Below are 16,655 nucleotides of genomic sequence, written 5' to 3'. Positions count from 1 at the left end.
GGAGCCGGCCATGTGGATGACCCGCGTCTCAATCAACAACCCGGTCTTCGCCACCATGGTGATGGTGGCGCTGTGCGTGCTGGGCTTGTTTGCCTACAACCGCCTGGGTGTCGAGCAGATGCCCGAGATCTCGCTGCCCGGCGCCTGGATCGACACCCGCTACCCGGGCGCCAACCCCGAGGCCGTGGAGCGTGAAGTTGCCAAGCCGCTCGAAGAGGCGGTCAACACCATCGCCGGCGTCAAGCGCATCCAGTCGCGCAGCTTCGAGGGCCGTGCGCAGATGAGCGTCGAGTTCACGCTCGACACCAATATGGATCGCGCGATGCAGGACCTGCGCGACCGCGTGTCGCTGGCCCAGGCCGGCTTCCCGCGCGACGTGAAAGCGCCGCTAATCAACCGCTTCCAGGAGGGCAACCAGCCGGTGGTGGTGGCGGCCCTGCTGAGCAGCACCCGCAGTGCGCGTGAGCTCTCGCTGATCGCCGAGCAGACCGTGGCCAAGCGCCTGCAGCGCGCCGAGGGCGTCGCGGTGATCGGGCTCTCGGGCCTGGCCAGCCGCGAGGTGCGCATCGACCTGGACCCGCAACGCCTGCGCGCCTATGGCGTGACGGTGGCCGAGATTGCCCAGGGCCTGCGCGAGGCGAATGCCGACCAGGCCGTGGGCCTGATCTCCGACAGCCAGATTGAAAGCTCGCTGCGCGTCGAAGGCCGCGTCAAGGACCCGCGCGCCTTTGCCAATGTGGTGGTGGCCAAGCGCGGCAATCTGGCGCTGACGCTGAACGACTTGGGGCAGCTGACCGAACGTGAGCGCGAGCCCGACAACCTTTCGCGCATCAACGGCCAGCCCGCCGTCACCTTCAACATCTTCAAGCAGCAGGACGCCAACATCGTGCGCACCGGCGAGGCCGTGCAGCAGGCCCTGGCGGAACTGCGCAAGAACCTGCCGGGCGACATCGAGCTGCGCGAGATCTACTCCACCAGCGACTTCGTCAAGGGCTCGCTGGACGGCCTGAAGCACACCCTGATCGAGGGTGCGCTGCTGACCGTGGCCATCGTCTTCCTGTTCCTGCACAGCTGGCGCTCCACCGTCATCACCGGCCTGACGCTGCCGATCGCGGTGATCTCCAGCTTCAGCGCCGTCTACGCCTTCGGCTTCACGCTGAACTTCATGACCATGATGGCGCTCAGCCTGGTGATCGGTCTGCTGATCGACGACGCCATCGTGGTGCGCGAGAACATCGTGCGCCATGTGGCGATGGGCAAGAGCCACCGGGACGCCGCCTTCGACGGTACCAACGAGATCGGCCTGGCCGTGCTGGCCACCACCTTCGCCATCTGCGCGGTGTTCGTGCCCGTGGCTTTCATGGGCGGGGTGATCGGCAAGTTCTTCTACCCCTTCGGCATCACCGTGGCGGTGGCGGTGCTGGTCAGCCTGTTCGTCAGCTTCACGCTCGATCCGATGCTGTCGGCCGTCTGGCACGACCCGGGTGCCGCCCCGATGCGCCGCTGGCGCGTAGTGGGCCCGCTGATCGGCAAGCTGCTGGACGGCAGCGACCGCGCGATGGACGTGCTGCACCGCGTGTACGAGCGCAGCATCCGCTGGGCCCTGAGCGGCCGCCGATACCGAGTGTTCGTGCCGCCAGTGCCGGTGTTCGCCCGCCCGTTCGACGCCGCTGGCCAGCGCGACAAGACCCAGAAGCGCCGCCTGCGCCTGGCCACGCTGACCGCCCGTGGCCTGGTGCTGTGGGGGGGCTTCCTGAGCTTCGTGGGCGCCATCGTGTTGGCCGGTTTCGTCGGCAGCGAGTTCGTGCCCGAAACCGACCAGGGTTTCACGCAGATCAATCTGCGCATGCCCACCGGCTCCAGCCTGGAGCGCACCAATGCCAAGGCGCTGCAGGTCGAGTCCATCGTGGCGGCGATGCCCGAAGTCAAGACCGTGTCGACCACGGTCGGTTCGAGCGGCGAAGGCTTCTCCACCGGCCGTGCCCAGGCCAGCCTGGCCATCGCCCTGAAGGACAAGAAGGAGCGCAAACGCAGCCAGAAGGAATTCGAGGCGGCCGCACGCAAGGCCATCGAACAGGTGGCCGGCGTGGAGCTGAGCGTGGGCTTCGGCAAGCCCATCTACGTGGCCATCCTGGGCAATGACAGCGACCAGCTGGCCAAGATCGCCGAGGAGTTCGCCACCAAGCTGCGCAAGATCAAGGGCGCGGTGGACGTGGAAACCACCTCCAAGCCCGGTCTGCCCGCCTATGCGGTGAAGCTGAAGGACTCGTCCGCGCGCGAACTGGGCCTGACCGCCCCGCAACTCGCCGCCGCGCTGCGCACCTTCGTGAACGGCGACGCCGCCACCTACTGGACCGCTCCCGACGGCGCCCAGGTGGAAGTGAACCTGCGCCTGCCCAAGGACATGCGCGAGCGCATCGACCAGATGGCCAAACTGCCGGTGGCCTATGCCAAGGACGGCTCGCCGATCGCGCTCGATCAGGTGGCCACCATCGAGCCGGTCTTCAACCCCGAGGTGATCCGCCGCCAGAACCTGCAGCGCCGCGAGGCCATCATTGCCGGCGTGGACGGCCGCTCGCTGGGTGAGGTGAGCGCGGAGGTCAACAAGCTCATCAAGGAAACCCAGCTGCCCCCGGGCTTCAGTTTCGATGTGGGGGGGCAGAGCCAGGAACAGGCCGAGGCCTTCAAGGGCCTGCTCTCGGCCATGGCGCTGGCGGCGATCTTCATCTACATCGTGCTGGCCAGCCAGTTCGGCAGCTTCATTCAGCCCATCGCCATCATGGCCAGCCTGCCGCTGGCGCTGATCGGCGTGATGCTGGCCCTGCTGCTGTGGCGCTCCACGCTGAACGTGTTCTCGATGATCGGCCTGGTGATGCTGATGGGCCTGGTGACGAAAAACGCCATCCTGCTGGTGGACCGCGCCAACCAGATGCGCAAGGCCGGCCTGTCGGTCACCGAGGCGCTGGTGGAAGCGGGCTTGACACGCATGCGCCCGATCGTCATGACGACCATGGCCATGGTGTTCGGCATGCTGCCCCTGGCCTTGGCGCTGAATGACGGCGGCGAGATCCAGGCGCCCATGGGCCGGGCCATCATCGGCGGCGTCATCAGCTCCACGGTGCTGACCCTGGTGTTCGTGCCGGTGCTCTACAGCTACCTGGTGCGCAGCCGCAAGCCCAAAGTGCAGCACCAGGCCCATACCGAGGCCCTGCCGGTTTCGCTGGGCGCCGCCCCGGCTGACAAGGAATAAGTTCCAGCTTCTGCCCTTGTTTGCAGCGCCCGCCTTGGCGGGCGCTGTCGCGCTTGAGGTAAGGTGTCGGCCTCCATGAACGACGCTGGCGATTCCATCTTCGAGGACCCCAACGCCTTGCCGGGCGGCACCCGGTTCGGCGAGTTGGAGATCATCCGCACGCTCGGCGTCGGGGGCTTCGGCATCGTCTACCTGGCGCAGGACCACGCGCTGGAGCGTCGCGTCGCAGTCAAGGAATACATGCCGGCGCAGCTGGCGCAGCGCGGCAATTCCGATCTGGTGTCGGTGCGCTCGGCGCAGCACCGCGAAACCTTCGAACTCGGCCTGCGTTCCTTCGTCAATGAAGCGCGCATGCTGGCGCGCTTCGATCACCCCTCGCTACTGAAGGTCTACCGCTTCTGGGAGGCCAATGGCACCGCTTACATGGTGATGCCCTATCTGCAGGGCAAGACGCTCAAGCGCATCCGTGATGGTCTGGCCGATCCGCCGTCGGAGAGCTGGATCCTCAAGCAGGTGATGCCGCTGCTGGACGCGCTGGCGCTGCTGCACGACGAGAAGGTCTACCACCGCGACATCTCGCCCGACAACATCCTGCTGCCCTCGGATGGCGGTGACCCCATCCTTCTGGATTTCGGGGCCGCGCGCCGGGTGATTGGCGATCGCACGCAGACCTTCACGGCGATTTTCAAGCCCAGCTACGCGCCCATTGAGCAGTACGGTGAGACCACCCAACTGCGTCAGGGCCCCTGGACCGACATCTACGCGCTGGGTGCGGTGCTGCACTTCCTGCTCACCGGCACGCCGCCCCCGCTGGCGACGACGCGAGCTGTCATCGACGAATTCGTCCCGCTGGCCAACCGCTCCGACTGGCCCGGTCACTCGCGCCATTTCCGCTCTGCCATCGACTGGGCGCTGGCGGTGCGCCCCGCCGACCGGCCTCGCACCGTGGACGAACTGCGCAAGGCCTTGCTGGGCGAGCGCACCATGCCGCTGATCAAGGCCAACGAGGCCCAGGGCTTGGACGGCGACGACTCGACCGTGGTTCTGGAACGCCCCAAGCCGCGCGCCAAACCCGACCCCGCGGTGCCCGGCGACGCCTTTGCACCCACGCAGCTGGTGGCGCCGCCGCGCCCCACGGTGGAGGCGGTGCCGGTCCCCAGCGACAAGGAGCGCACCCAACCGCTGGGGACTGAGTCGGGCTTCGAGCCGACCCAGCCCCATCCCCTGGCAGACGCAGCCAGCCCCGCAGCGCCGAAACCGCGCCAGCGCGCCGCCGTCAAGCCCCCCGCACCGGCGCTCGAGGCGGCGGGCACCGGACCCACGCGCATCGGCGGACGTCAACGCCTGTGGCTGGGTCTGGGCCTGGGGGTCGCGGCCGTGATGCTTGGCGGCTTCTGGTGGCTGCTGCAAGGGCGGCAGGCGCCGTCGGGTCCGGAAGGTCTGGTGGTCAGCATCGAGCCCGCCGCGCGGGCGTCCGAAGCCGGCCTGGCGGCCTCGCAGGCCACTTCCGCAGTAGCCGATGCGGCCACTGCACTACCCGGCGTCACGGCGGCTTCGGTGCCGCCCGATGCCGTGCCTGCGCAGGGTTCCGCACCGGACTCGGCCATCCCCGTGCGTCCGGCGCCACCCCGGCCGGTGGCGGCGGCCTCCAAACCGAGTGTCGTGAGCGCGGCCCCGCCGCCGCGGCCGGTGCGCCAGGAATCCCCATCGCCGGAGCCGGCTGCTGCGGCGCGAACCGAAGCACCTGCGCCCAGCCTGCCCATTCGACCGGCCGGTCCGCAGGATCCGCGTGCCGCCTGTGGCGACCGCGTGCTGTTCGCGCTGTGGCGCTGCATGGAGCAACGCTGCGAGGAGCCGGCCTTCGCCGAGCACCCCGAGTGCCGTCAGTTGGCGGAGCGGCGCGAGCGGCGGCGCGAGCAGCGCGGCCACTGAGGCGGGCCGGTCCGCGTTCAGCCGCCTCAGCCGATCTCAGCCCCGTTCCACGGTCTGCTGCGAGCGCAGCAGCACCACGGTCAGCAGGACCTCGCCCTTGGCCTCGTCGGTGTCCACCACCACGCCGCCGCGCTGGGCCTCGGCCAGGCGCTTGGCGGCGTAGGCGGAAGGGCCGATGGCGTCCGAGCGCTTGCCGAAGAACTGCAGACGCTCCGTGGCCGTCAGAGCGGCGGGGTAGCGCAGCACCACCCGCAGCGGGTCTTCCGCGTGGACCTGCAGGCTGACTGCGGCCTGTGAGGGTGCCGCCTCGCACGCCAGCTGCAGCAGCTGCTGGAACAAGGTGTGGCAAAGCAGGGGGTCGCCGCTGGCCAGCAGGGTGCCGGGCCCGCGGTCGGGGCCGGGCACGTCCAGGCTGAGGCGCAGTTCCTTGTGCGCATAGGCCTCGGCGCCCAAACGCAGCACGCGCTCCAGCACCCGCCGCAGGGGCACGCCGCGTGTGCGCAGCTGGAACTGGCCGGATTCAATGCGCAGCAGCTCGGTCGAAAGGTGCAGCGCGTCCAGTGCTGCCAGCAACTGTTCCTCGACGGCCAGCAGGTCATCCCGCGCACCGTCCTCGGCGGCCGCCAGCAGCGGCTGCAGCAGGCCCAGGGCGCTGGCCAGCGGGCTGCGTACATCCTGGCCGGCTACCAGGCTGGCGTCATCCTCCAGCTTGGCGCGCTCCAGCATCGCGTCCACCTCGGACTGCATCTGGCGACGCAGCTCGACATAGCGCATGAAGTTGCGGATGCGCAGCAGCAGCTGCTCGGGTTCGACCGGCTTGTTGACGAAGTCGATCGCGCCCAGCTCCATGGCGCGCCGGCGCACATCCTCGGCGTCCAGCGCGGTGACGAAGATGACGGGAATGTGCTCGCTGGCCGGGTGGGCGCGCAGGCGCTTGGCCACCTCGAACCCATCCATGCCCGGCATCATGATGTCCAGCAGCACCAGGTCGGGGGCCGACTCCGTCTGGCACAGCTGCAGCGCCCGCTCGCCGTTGGCCGCCACCTTGACGCGGAAGTCATTGCGCAGCATCTCGGCCAGCAGCTGCAGGTTCTCCGGCACGTCGTCCACCACCAGTACGGTGGAACTGTGCGGGCCGCTGCGGCCCGCCGCCGCCTGGCCGAGGCCTGCCGCCTTGGGCCGCGCGGCAGCAGCCATGGCGCGGCGGATGCGGTCGGCCAGCGTGGCGGCGCTGTAGGGCTTGACGAGGATGTGGCTGGCACCGGCGCTGACGGCGTGCTGCAGCACGGCCCGGTCGGTTTCGCCGGTGATGAGCACGAACGGCAGCTGGCGGAAGTTGTCGCTGGCGCGCAGGCGCTCCAGCAACTGCAGGCCGTCCATGCCGCGCAGCTGCCAGTCGCAGAGCACGATGTCCACGCGCGCCTGGGCCAGCGCGGCCAGGGCCTGTTCGGCATTCGAGGCGTCCAGCAACTGCTGCACCCCGAGCTGGCTCAGCAGCGCCCGCGAGACCCTGCGCATGGCCTCGGTCTCGTGCACCAGCAACACATGGGTGGCGGCGAAGAGCCGGGCTTCCTGGGGGGAGAGCAGGGCGGTCATGGCTGGCAGCCTAGCTCACGCGCCCTGTTTTGCCACCCCGGTGTTGCGGGCAGGAGCCGAATTCAGACCGGCAGATAGGGCAGGCCGTCCTGTGCCAACCCGATCAGGTTGATGTTGAGGGCGTTGAGCTCGAGATCGGTGGCCATCTGCGCCAGGCTGATGGCCGTGAACTCGCCGCGCTCCAGCGTACCCACCCAGTAGGCCAGCTCCTGGCTGTCGGGGGCGCGGCCAACGAGGTTGCGGAACAGCAGGTCCACTTCCGCGCTGCGGCTGTAGCCGGGCCCCAGCCGGGTGTCGAGGGCCAGGCTCATCAGGTCGGGCAGGGCCATGCCGCCGTCCAGCAGGCTCAGGCCGATGCCGGCGTACTGCGCATTGGCCACTGCGGCCGGCCCAAACACCGAACCCAGGATGCGTGCGACCGTGCCGGCGTGTCCGTTCAGGTCGAAGGCGAGGGCCTGATCGGCGAACAGCAGGCGCTCGATGCCGTCGAGGCTGTCCTTGCCCTCCGTGCCGGACTTGGCCTGCACCTGGAATGCGCCCGGGGTGACGGTGTAGTCGGCCCGCACTCCGGTGTAGCGGGCCTTGTCCAGCCCGGCGCCGCCAATCAGGCGGTCGTCCCCGCCACCGCCCTGCAGCAGATCGTTCCCCGCCCCACCGTCGAGGCGGTCGGCAAAGGCGCTGCCGGTCAGGGTATCGGTGCCGCTGCTGCCGACTTGCACGCCCAGCACGGCGAGCGAGGGCAATGAAGCGACCGATTCGGCCGTGCCATGCCCGTCGGTGTAGCGCACCAGGGCCCGCAGCTGCATGCCGATCACGCTCTCGCCGAGACTGAGGCTGCTGGATGTTGCGCCGGCCACGGCCGTCCAGGTGCTGCCATCGCTGGAGCGCTGCCACTCGAAACTGAAGGTGCCGAGGCCATCCGCATCCTGCACGCCGGCCGTGGCACTGAGGCTTTGGCCTTGCTCGGCCAGACCTGCGAGCGTGACGCTGCCCAACGGCGCGTCGTTCAGGTTGGCGACCACGGTCGCGCTGGACAGCACGGTCTCGGCGCTGCCGCGGGCATCGGTGTAGCTGGCCTGCAGGCGCAGCTGCTTGCCCACCTGGGCCTCTCCCGGGGTGTAGCTGGAACCGGTGGCCAGTTCGGTCCACTGCTGGCCATCACTGGATAGCTGCCAGCGCAGCGTGAACGTACCCAGCCCGTCGGCGTCGGCCAGCTGGCTGGTGTTGGCCTGCAGCGTTTCGCCCTGGCGCACGGTGCCGGTGATCAGCAGGCTGCCGGTCGGGGCGTCATTGCTGTTCGCGATGGCCGCCGTCGGCAGGCTGGTGACGGCCTCAGCCGTGCCGCGGGCGTCGGTGTAGTCGATGCGGGCGCGCAGCAGGCGACCGACCTGGGCTTCGGTCGGCGTGAATCGATCCGTCGTCGCGCCGGCAATGTCGGTCCAGGTCTGCCCGCCGTCAGCGGAGCTCTGCCAGCGCAGGTTCAGCGGGCCGATCCCGTCGGGGTCGCTCAGATCGTTCTGAGCGTTCAATACGGCGCCCTGTCGGGCGTCGCCAAAGATGGCGACCACGCCGCTGGGCGGATCATTGACATTGGCGACCGCTGCGCTGGCCGGGCCCGTCACCACTTCTGCGGTGCCGGCGGTATCGGTGTAGCGCACCACCACGCGCAGGCGTGCACCTACCTGGGCTTCCTGGGGCGTGAAGCTGCTGCCGGTGGCGCCGGCGATGTCGACCCAGTTGCTGCCCGATTCCATCTGCCAGGTGTAGGCCAGGCTGCCCAGGCCGTCCGCATCGGCAATCGTGGAGCTCGTGCTCAGGGCGATACCCTGCGTCGGCGTGCCGGTGATGGTGATGGTGCCGGTGGGTGCGTTGTTGCTCCCGCCTGCCGAGAGCACGACGACCTGGTCGTTGAACTGGAGGCGCTCGACGCCGCCCAGCGTGTCAGTGCCATCCGGACCGCTGACCGTGGTGGTGGCGCCCACCGTGGTGATGGTGTAGCCGGCCCGGTTGCCGCTGAAGCGGGCGGTGTCGGTGCCGCTGCCTCCGGTCAGCGCATCGTTGCCCAGGCCCCCTTCGAGCAGATCGTCCCCGGCGCCGCCCGTCAGCGTGTCGGCCGCCGTGGTGCCCGTGATGTAGCGGCCGGCAGAACTGAAGCCCAGCGCCCCACCCAGGCCGTCGTTGCCGTACAGATAGCGCAGCGCGGCGATGTCGTAGGGGTTGTAGTTGCTGTACGGCCCGCCCACATCGGTGTACGACATCAGGGTGTTGGCCGTGTTGTCCTGAGCACCCGGCAGCACCACCGAACCGGAGAAGGGGTGTTTGAGCCCCATGGCGTGGCCCAGCTCGTGCAACAGCACCTCGAAGCCCGAGGTGCCCGGCGATGGCGCGCTGGTGCCGGCGGCATGGTTGACGTTGTCCAGGTAGATCCAGGCGTCGGCGCGGTAGCTGGTGATGGTGTTGCCGGAGATCGAGTAGCTGGAGCTCCAACTGCACAGACCGATGCTCTGTACTTCGATGATGTCGGCTGCGCAGAAGTGCAGGTCGGCCTGGTTCGCATCGGCGGTCAGCGCGAAGGCGATACCGGTGATTTGCGTCAGCACCGCCAAGGCGGACACCGCAGCGGCCTGCTGGGTGGCATTGAAGGCCGAGGTGGCGCCGGTGATGGAGCCGCCCGCGTTCGGGTTGGGCGCCGCCAGCGAGAACGTGTAGTAGATCGTTGTCCGCGCGGGGGTGAGCCAGTTCCAGCCCGGGCCGCTGTCCAGCAGTGCATCGATATGCACCAGGCCCGAGGACGGCTGGGTGGTGACTTCGGTGAGGGTTGCCATGGGCGATCTCCAGCAGCGGTGGAGATCGATTGTGGGGGTGGGCGGGGCGGCTCGTCACGCCGCCGCCACCCCTACCTCCCGCTTGGGGGATCGATGGGCCGTGCTTGCGAGAGCTTCTGCACGGAGCCGGCCCCGCCACGGCGCCCAGGGCTGGCCTGGGGCCCAGGCCTCAGCACTCGACGATGTTGACCGCCAGGCCGCCGCGCGCCGTTTCCTTGTACTTGGTCATCATGTCCGCGCCGGTGTCGCGCATGGTCTTGATGACCTTGTCCAGGCTGACGAAGTGGGTGCCGTCGCCGCGCAAGGCCATGCGCGCGGCGTTGATGGCCTTGACCGAGGCGATGGCGTTGCGTTCGATGCAGGGGATCTGCACCAGCCCCCCGACCGGGTCGCAGGTCAGGCCGAGGTGGTGTTCCATGCCGATCTCGGCGGCGTTTTCCACCTGCTCGGGCGTACCGCCCATGACCGCGCACAGGGCGCCGGCGGCCATCGAGCAGGCCACGCCCACTTCACCCTGGCAGCCCACCTCGGCGCCACTGATGCTGGCGTTCTCCTTGTAGAGGATGCCGATGGCAGCCGCGGTGAGCAGAAAGTCGAGCACGCCCTGCTCGGTGGCGCCATGTACGAAGCGCGAGTAGTAGTGCAGCACCGCCGGCACGATGCCGGCCGCGCCGTTGGTCGGCGCGGTAACGACGCGGCCGCCCGCGGCGTTCTCTTCGTTGACGGCCAGGGCGTAGAGGTTGACCCAGTCCATCACCTGCAGCGGGTCGCGCAGCGCGGCTTCGGGGTTGGCGGTCAGCTGGGCATGCAGATCGGCGGCGCGGCGCTTGACCTTGAAGCCGCCGGGCAGGATGCCCTCGGTACGGCAGCCACGGCTGACGCAGTCCTGCATCACCTGCCAGATCTTCAGCAGGCCGGCGCGGGTTTCCTCATCGGTGCGCCAATGGCCCTCGTTGCGCCGCATGATCTCGGCGATCGAGAGGCCGTACTTCTTCGTCAAGGCCAGCAACTCGTCACCGGTCTTGAAGGGGTAGGGCAGCACGGTCACATCGGGTGCGATGACCTTTTGCTTGCTGCCGTCGGCCGCCACTTCGTCGCTGACGATGAAACCGCCGCCCACCGAGTAGTAGATGCGGTTGGCGATCTCGGCGCCGGCCGCATCAAAGGCGAGGCAGCGCATGCCGTTGGCATGGAAGGGCAGGGACTCGCGCCGCTTGAAGACCAGGTCGGTGGTCTCGTTGAAGCCCAGCGCCTTCTGGCCGACCAGGTTGAGCTGGCCGGCACGGATCGTGGCCAGATAGCCCGGAATGGCCTCGATGTCCACCGTGTCCGGCTCATGCCCCGCCAGGCCGAGCAGCACGGCCTTGTCCGAGCCGTGGCCCTTGCCGGTGGCGCCAAGCGAACCGTAGAGGATCACCTGGACGCGGGCGGTCTGCTCCAGCAGGCCCTCGGACTGCAGGCGCAGGCCGAACAGGCGTGCCGCCCGCATCGGGCCCACGGTATGGCTGCTCGATGGGCCGATGCCGATCTTGAACAGGTCGAAAACCGACACGGCCATGGTGCTTACTCCTCGCTGAACGCGCTCATCGGCACGCAGCTGCAGAACAGGTTGCGGTCGCCGTAGACGTTGTCCACCCGGCCGACCGGCGCCCAGTACTTGGCGCGGCGCAGGCTGGGCACCGGGAAGGCGGCCACTTCGCGGCCATAGGCGTGGGTCCACTCGTTGGCGCCGCAGACCAGGGCCGTGTGCGGAGCGTTGACCAGCGGGTTGTCCTCGCGGCTCCACTCACCGGCCTCGACCATCTCGATTTCCTGGCGGATGGCCACCATGGCATCGATGAAGCGGTCCAGCTCGTAGCGCGACTCGCTCTCGGTGGGTTCCACCATCAGCGTGCCGGCCACCGGGAAGGAGAGGGTGGGGGCGTGGAAGCCGTAGTCGATCAGGCGCTTGGCCACGTCCTCGGCGGCCACGCCGCTGCTGTCCTTCAGCGGGCGCAGGTCCAGGATGCACTCGTGCGCCACGCCACCGCCCTTGACGCCGGCAATGCCGCCACTGAAGTGGATGTCGTAGTGGTCGGACAGGCGCGCGGCGATGTAGTTGGCGCTCAGGATGGCGGTTTCGGTGGCCTTGGTCAGGCCATCGGCGCCCATCATGCGGATGTACATCCAGCTGATCGGCAGCACGGCGGCATTGCCCAGCGGCGCGGCCGAGACGGCGCCGATGTTCGTCTCCTTGCCCAGGCCGGCCGTGCGGTGCGCCGGCAGGAAGGGCACCAGGTCTTCCACCACGCAGACCGGGCCGACGCCCGGGCCGCCACCACCGTGCGGGATGCAGAAGGTCTTGTGCAGGTTCAGGTGCGAGACATCGCCGCCGAACTGACCCGGCGCAGCGACGCCCACCAGGGCGTTCATGTTGGCGCCGTCCACGTACACCCGGCCGCCATGCGCCTTCACCATCGCGCAGATCTCCTTCACATGGGTGTCGAACACGCCATAGGTGGAGGGGTAGGTGATCATGATGGCGGCCAGGTTGGCGGCGTGCTTCTCGCACTGCGCCTTCAGGTCGGCCAGGTCGATGTTGCCTTCCTTGTCGCACTTGGTGACGACCACGCTCATGCCCACCATCTGGGCCGAGGCCGGGTTGGTGCCGTGCGCGCTTTCAGGGATCAGGCAGATGTTGCGATGCGCCTCGCCGCGGCTCTCATGCCAGGCCTTGATGGCCAGCAGACCGGCGTACTCGCCCTGCGAGCCGGCATTGGGCTGCAGGCTGACGCCGGCGTAACCGGTGGCCTGGCAGAGCCAGCCGGTCAGCAGCGAGTTCAGCTCGGTGTAGCCAGTCAGCTGGTCCTGCGGGGCGAAGGGGTGGATGTGCGCGAACTCGGGCCAGGTGATCGGAATCATTTCCGACGTGGCGTTGAGCTTCATCGTGCAGCTGCCCAGCGGGATCATGGCGCGGTCCAGCGCCAGGTCCTTGTCGGAGAGGCTGCGGATGTAACGCAGCATCTCGGTTTCGCTGTGGTGGGTGTTGAACACCGGGTGCGTCATGAACGCGCTGCTGCGGCGCAGGTGTGCAGGGATCAGGCTCTCCACGCCTTGCGCGTAGTCGGCCACCTTCGGCAGCGCGGCCCCGGCCGGAGCCAGCCAGGACCAGAGGGCCTCGATGTCGGCACGCGTGGTGGTCTCGTCCAGCGCGATGCCCACATGCGTGGCGCTGAGCTTGCGCAGATTGGCGCCGGCCTGCACGGCGGCCGCCAGCACGGCCTCGGTGCGCGTACCGGTTTCGACCAGCAGGGTGTCGAACACATGCGGCGTCACGACCTTCAGGCCCATCGACTGCAGGCCGGCGGCCAGGATGGCCGTGTAGCTGGCCACGCGCTCGGCAATGCGCTTCAGGCCTTGCGGGCCGTGGTAGACCGCGTACATCGAGGCCACGACGGCCGGCAGCACCTGTGCCGTGCAGATGTTCGAGGTGGCCTTCTCGCGGCGGATGTGCTGTTCGCGCGTCTGCAGCGCCAGGCGGTAAGCCGGGTGGCCTTGGGCGTCCTTCGACACACCGACCAAGCGGCCCGGCATGGAGCGCTTGAAGGCGTCCTTGCAGGCCAGGTAGGCGGCGTGCGGGCCGCCAGCGCCCATCGGCATGCCGAAGCGCTGGGTGTTTCCGACGACGATGTCGGCGCCAAACGCACCGGGCTCCACCAGCAGCGTCAGCGCCAGCAGGTCGGCGCAGACGATAAGGGCGGCGTCCTTGCCGTGAGCCTGGTCGGCGAATGCCTTCAGGTCATGGATCAGGCCGGTGGTGCTGGGGTACTGGCAGACCACGGCGAAGTAGTCGCCCTGGTTCATCAGCTCGGGCGCCATGCCCACGTCCACCGTCAGGCCGATGGGTGCGCAGCGGGTGCGGATCACCTCAATCGTCTGCGGGTGCACGTCGCCCGCCACGATCAGGCGGTTGCTCTTGCTCTTGACCGAGCGCTTCGCCAGCGTCACGGCCTCGGCGGCCGAGGTGGCCTCGTCCAGCATCGAGCCGTTGGCGATGTCCATGCCGGTGAGGTCGCAGACCATGGTCTGGAAGTTCACCAGCGCTTCCATGCGGCCCTGCGAGATCTCGGCCTGGTAGGGCGTGTAGGCGGTGTACCAGGCGGGGTTCTCGAGGATGTTGCGCAGGATGACGCCCGGCGTGTGGGTGCCGTAGTAGCCCTGGCCGATGAAGCTCTTGAAGACCTTGTTCTTGGCGGCGATGCCCTTCAGCTCCGCCAGCGCCTGCTGCTCGGTGCAGGCGGCGGGCAGGTCCATTCCCTGGCCGCGGCGGATGCTGGCCGGCACCACCTTGTCGATCAGCGCGGCGCGCGAGGCCACGCCGATGGCGGCGCACATGGCGGCTTCGTCGGCGGCGTCGGGGCCGATGTGGCGGGCGTGGAACTCGGTGGCGTCTTCAAGCAAGTGCAGCGGCGTGGGCATGGTCGATCTCTTCGGAAGATGGAACTCGGCCCGCTCCCAGAGCGGGCCGAGAAGAGCAGGGCGGGGCTTAGCTGTTCTTGAGCAGTTCGTCGTAGGCGGTGCTGTCCATCATGGAATCCAGCTCGCCGGCATTGGCCATCTTGACCTTGAAGAACCAGCCCGCGCCCAGCGGGTCGCTGTTGGCCAGCGAGGGGTCGGCGCGCAGCCCTTCGTTCACTTCGACGATCTCGCCGGTGATCGGCATGTAGACGTCGGCCGCCGCCTTGACGGACTCGACCACGCCGGCGATCTCCTTGGGCGCGAAGCTCTTGCCCACTTCGGGCAGGTCCACGAACACCACGTCGCCCAGCGCGTCCTGCGCGTGGTGGGTGATGCCCACGGTGGCGGTGCCATCGCCGTGAACCTGGATCCATTCGTGGTCGGGGGTGTACTTGATGGTCATGGGAGCGCTCCTTGAAAGATGGGAATGGATCAACCGCGGAAATAGCGATGGGGTGCGAAGGGCATGGCGGCCACCGTCATGGGCACGCGCTTGTCGCGCACCAGGGCGAACACTTCGGTGCCGAGGGCGGCGTGGCTGCTGGCCACGTAACCCATGGCGACCAGGTGGCCGACCGTGGGGCCCAGCGTGCCGCTGGTGACGGCGCCGAGTTCGTTGCCGGCGCCATCCACCAGCTTGGCGCCCTCACGCACCGGCATCTTCTCGTTCGACACCAGGCCCACGCGCTTGCGCGTGGCCGGCTTGGGGCTGGATTGGGTGTTGGGCAATTGCGGGTCGATCACCGCATAGCCCGGGTAGCCACCGGCGCGCGCGCCACCGCTGCGGCGCACCTTCTGGATCGCCCAGGTCAGCGCGGCCTCGGCCGGTGTGGTGGTGGTGGTGATGTCGTGGCCGTACAGGCACAGGCCGGCTTCCAGGCGCAGGGTGTCGCGCGCGCCCAGGCCGATGGGCTTCACTTCGGGCTGGTCCAGCAGCAAACGCGCCACGGCCATCGCGTCGCGCTCGTGGATCGAGATTTCGTAGCCGTCTTCACCGGTGTAGCCGCTGCGGGTGATGAAGGCCTCGAAGCCCTCGATCTTGAAGAAGCCGCCGTCCATGAACACCATCTTTTCCACGCCAGGCGCCAGACGCGAAAGCGCGGTGACCGCCTGCGGGCCCTGCAGCGCCAGCAGTGCGCGCTCAGGGCATTCGATGACCTCGCAGCGGCCGCTCAGGTGCTTCTTCAGGTGCGCGGTGTCCTGCACCTTGCAGCCGGCGTTCACCACCACGAACAGGTCATCAGGGCGGCGGCAGACCATCAGGTCATCCAGGATGCCGCCACTCTCATCGGTAAACAGCGCGTAGCGCTGCTTGAAGACGGGCAGGTCGACGATGTCCACCGGCACCAGGGTCTCCAGCGCGGCGGCGGCATCGGCACCCACCAGGCGCAGCTGACCCATGTGCGAGACATCGAACAAGCCAGCGGCGGTGCGGGTGTGGCGGTGCTCGGCGAGGATGCCCTCGCGGTACTGCACCGGCATGTCATAACCGCCGAAGGGCACCATCTTGGCGCCGAGTTCAACGTGCAGCGCGTGCAGCGGGGTCTTCAGAAGAGGAGTGGAGCTCATGGCGGATCCTTGGGACAAGTCATCACGATGGCCGATTCCCGTGGAGGAATCAACCCGGCTTGCCCTTGCTGTCCGCTTTACCTGAGAGATTGGCGGAATGTTCCCCGCTTGCCCCTTCGGTGGGCGGCCCGTCGTCTGCAACGACCAGCGCGCCTCTCTCCAGCTCGGAACCCATGCGCCGCAGCGCCCGGGTTTACCCAGTCCTTTTGCCTGAGCGTTCGGCATCCTTGCGGACGCCTGCGCCTTCGGCGGCCCGCCAACGTCACGGGCTCTCTCCTGAGCGGCGCGGATTCTAGGGGTGCGGATCTAAGCTGTGCGCATGAACGAAACTTTTTCTCCGCCTGACTGGACCGGCCGCGCCAAGTTGTTGACGGGGCCCGGCTGGTTCGGCGTGCCCATCGATGGCGCCGATGCCAATGAACTCCAGCGCTTTCTGGAAGCCAACCCGGACTACAGCCGCCTTGTGGCCGGACGCGACTGGCTGCCCGGCGAGGCACTTAGCGAGCTGAAGGAGCGGCCGCCGGCCGACTGGCCGCAGGGGCCCGTGCGCCACCTGGCGGTTTTGGATGCCGAGAGCGGAGCCTGGCGCGGCTATCTGAACTGGGTTGAGGACCTGCTGGCACCGGGGGTCTGGCACATCGGCCTCTTCCTCATTGACGCACGCCAGCACGGCAAAGGCCTGGCCGGCCGGGTGTTTGACGCCTGGGCCGCGCACGCCCAGGGGCAGGGCGCGCGCTGGCTGCGCCTGGGCGTGGTGCTGGGCAATGCGCGGGCCGAAGCCTTCTGGCGGCGCCTGGGCTACCAGGACGTGCGCTTGCGCGAAGGCATCCCGATAGGCCTGCTGAGCCAGCGGGTGCGCGTGATGGTGCGCCCACTGGGCGGCGCCGATCTGGCGAGCTACCTGCTGGCGGTGCCGCGGGACCGCCCGGACGCGTCTTGAGCGAGGGGCTTGACGCGCCACAAGGCGCACCCGCGCCAAGGCGCGA

At 68.7% G+C, this 16,655-nt stretch carries 9 protein-coding genes and 2 riboswitches; of the genes, 3 read left to right on the top strand and 6 right to left on the bottom strand.

Features of this window, described 5'->3' with window-relative positions:
• The first annotated feature begins 10 nt into the window (after positions 1–10).
• Together ACE3QP_RS16945 and ACE3QP_RS16940 are read left to right on the top strand one after the other, a co-directional pair.
• Positions 11–3,250: an efflux RND transporter permease subunit gene (locus tag ACE3QP_RS16945; RefSeq protein WP_374437666.1), complete on the top strand. Its 3,240-nt coding sequence runs from the start codon at positions 11–13 to the stop codon at positions 3,248–3,250.
• Between the two features lie 75 nt (positions 3,251–3,325).
• Positions 3,326–5,182, top strand: coding sequence for a protein kinase (locus ACE3QP_RS16940; protein WP_374437665.1), 1,857 nt, complete (start codon positions 3,326–3,328; stop codon positions 5,180–5,182).
• Between the two features lie 36 nt (positions 5,183–5,218).
• Here the strand turns inward: ACE3QP_RS16940 and ACE3QP_RS16935 are convergent, their stop codons facing one another.
• The 6 genes from ACE3QP_RS16935 to gcvT all read right to left on the bottom strand — a co-directional run bounded on the left by ACE3QP_RS16935 (position 5,219) and on the right by gcvT (position 15,669).
• Positions 5,219–6,778 carry a response regulator gene (locus tag ACE3QP_RS16935; protein WP_374437664.1) on the bottom strand — a complete coding sequence of 520 codons (1,560 nt, stop codon included), beginning with the start codon at positions 6,776–6,778 and terminating at the stop codon, positions 5,219–5,221.
• 62 nt (positions 6,779–6,840) lie between these two features.
• Positions 6,841–9,603 carry a reprolysin-like metallopeptidase gene (locus tag ACE3QP_RS16930; RefSeq protein WP_374437663.1) on the bottom strand — a complete coding sequence of 921 codons (2,763 nt, stop codon included), beginning with the start codon at positions 9,601–9,603 and terminating at the stop codon, positions 6,841–6,843.
• Between the two features lie 169 nt (positions 9,604–9,772).
• Positions 9,773–11,161, bottom strand: coding sequence for an L-serine ammonia-lyase (locus tag ACE3QP_RS16925; protein WP_374437662.1), 1,389 nt, complete (start codon positions 11,159–11,161; stop codon positions 9,773–9,775).
• A 5-nt stretch (positions 11,162–11,166) separates the two neighbouring features.
• Positions 11,167–14,061: an aminomethyl-transferring glycine dehydrogenase gene (gene gcvP, locus ACE3QP_RS16920; RefSeq protein ID WP_374437661.1), complete on the bottom strand. Its 2,895-nt coding sequence runs from the start codon at positions 14,059–14,061 to the stop codon at positions 11,167–11,169.
• A 67-nt stretch (positions 14,062–14,128) separates the two neighbouring features.
• Positions 14,129–14,503 (bottom strand): glycine cleavage system protein GcvH, encoded by a 375-nt coding sequence (gcvH, locus tag ACE3QP_RS16915; RefSeq protein WP_374437660.1) that lies wholly within the window; start codon positions 14,501–14,503, stop codon positions 14,129–14,131.
• 29 nt (positions 14,504–14,532) lie between these two features.
• Positions 14,533–15,669 (bottom strand): glycine cleavage system aminomethyltransferase GcvT, encoded by a 1,137-nt coding sequence (gcvT, locus tag ACE3QP_RS16910; protein WP_374437659.1) that lies wholly within the window; start codon positions 15,667–15,669, stop codon positions 14,533–14,535.
• Positions 15,670–15,727: 58 nt separating this feature from the next.
• Positions 15,728–15,842: riboswitch (glycine riboswitch) on the bottom strand.
• Between the two features lie 15 nt (positions 15,843–15,857).
• Positions 15,858–15,958: riboswitch (glycine riboswitch) on the bottom strand.
• 30 nt (positions 15,959–15,988) lie between these two features.
• On the opposite strand from gcvT, the gene ACE3QP_RS16905 reads away from it, so the two are divergent.
• Positions 15,989–16,609 carry a GNAT family N-acetyltransferase gene (locus tag ACE3QP_RS16905; protein WP_374437658.1) on the top strand — a complete coding sequence of 207 codons (621 nt, stop codon included), beginning with the start codon at positions 15,989–15,991 and terminating at the stop codon, positions 16,607–16,609.
• Positions 16,610–16,655 lie beyond the last annotated feature (46 nt).

The organism is Inhella sp. (assembly GCF_041912635.1).
Lineage (GTDB): Bacteria > Pseudomonadota > Gammaproteobacteria > Burkholderiales > Burkholderiaceae_C > Inhella.
The sequence above is the reverse complement of the archived record's forward strand: the minus strand, read 5'-3'. Positions and strand labels throughout refer to the sequence as shown.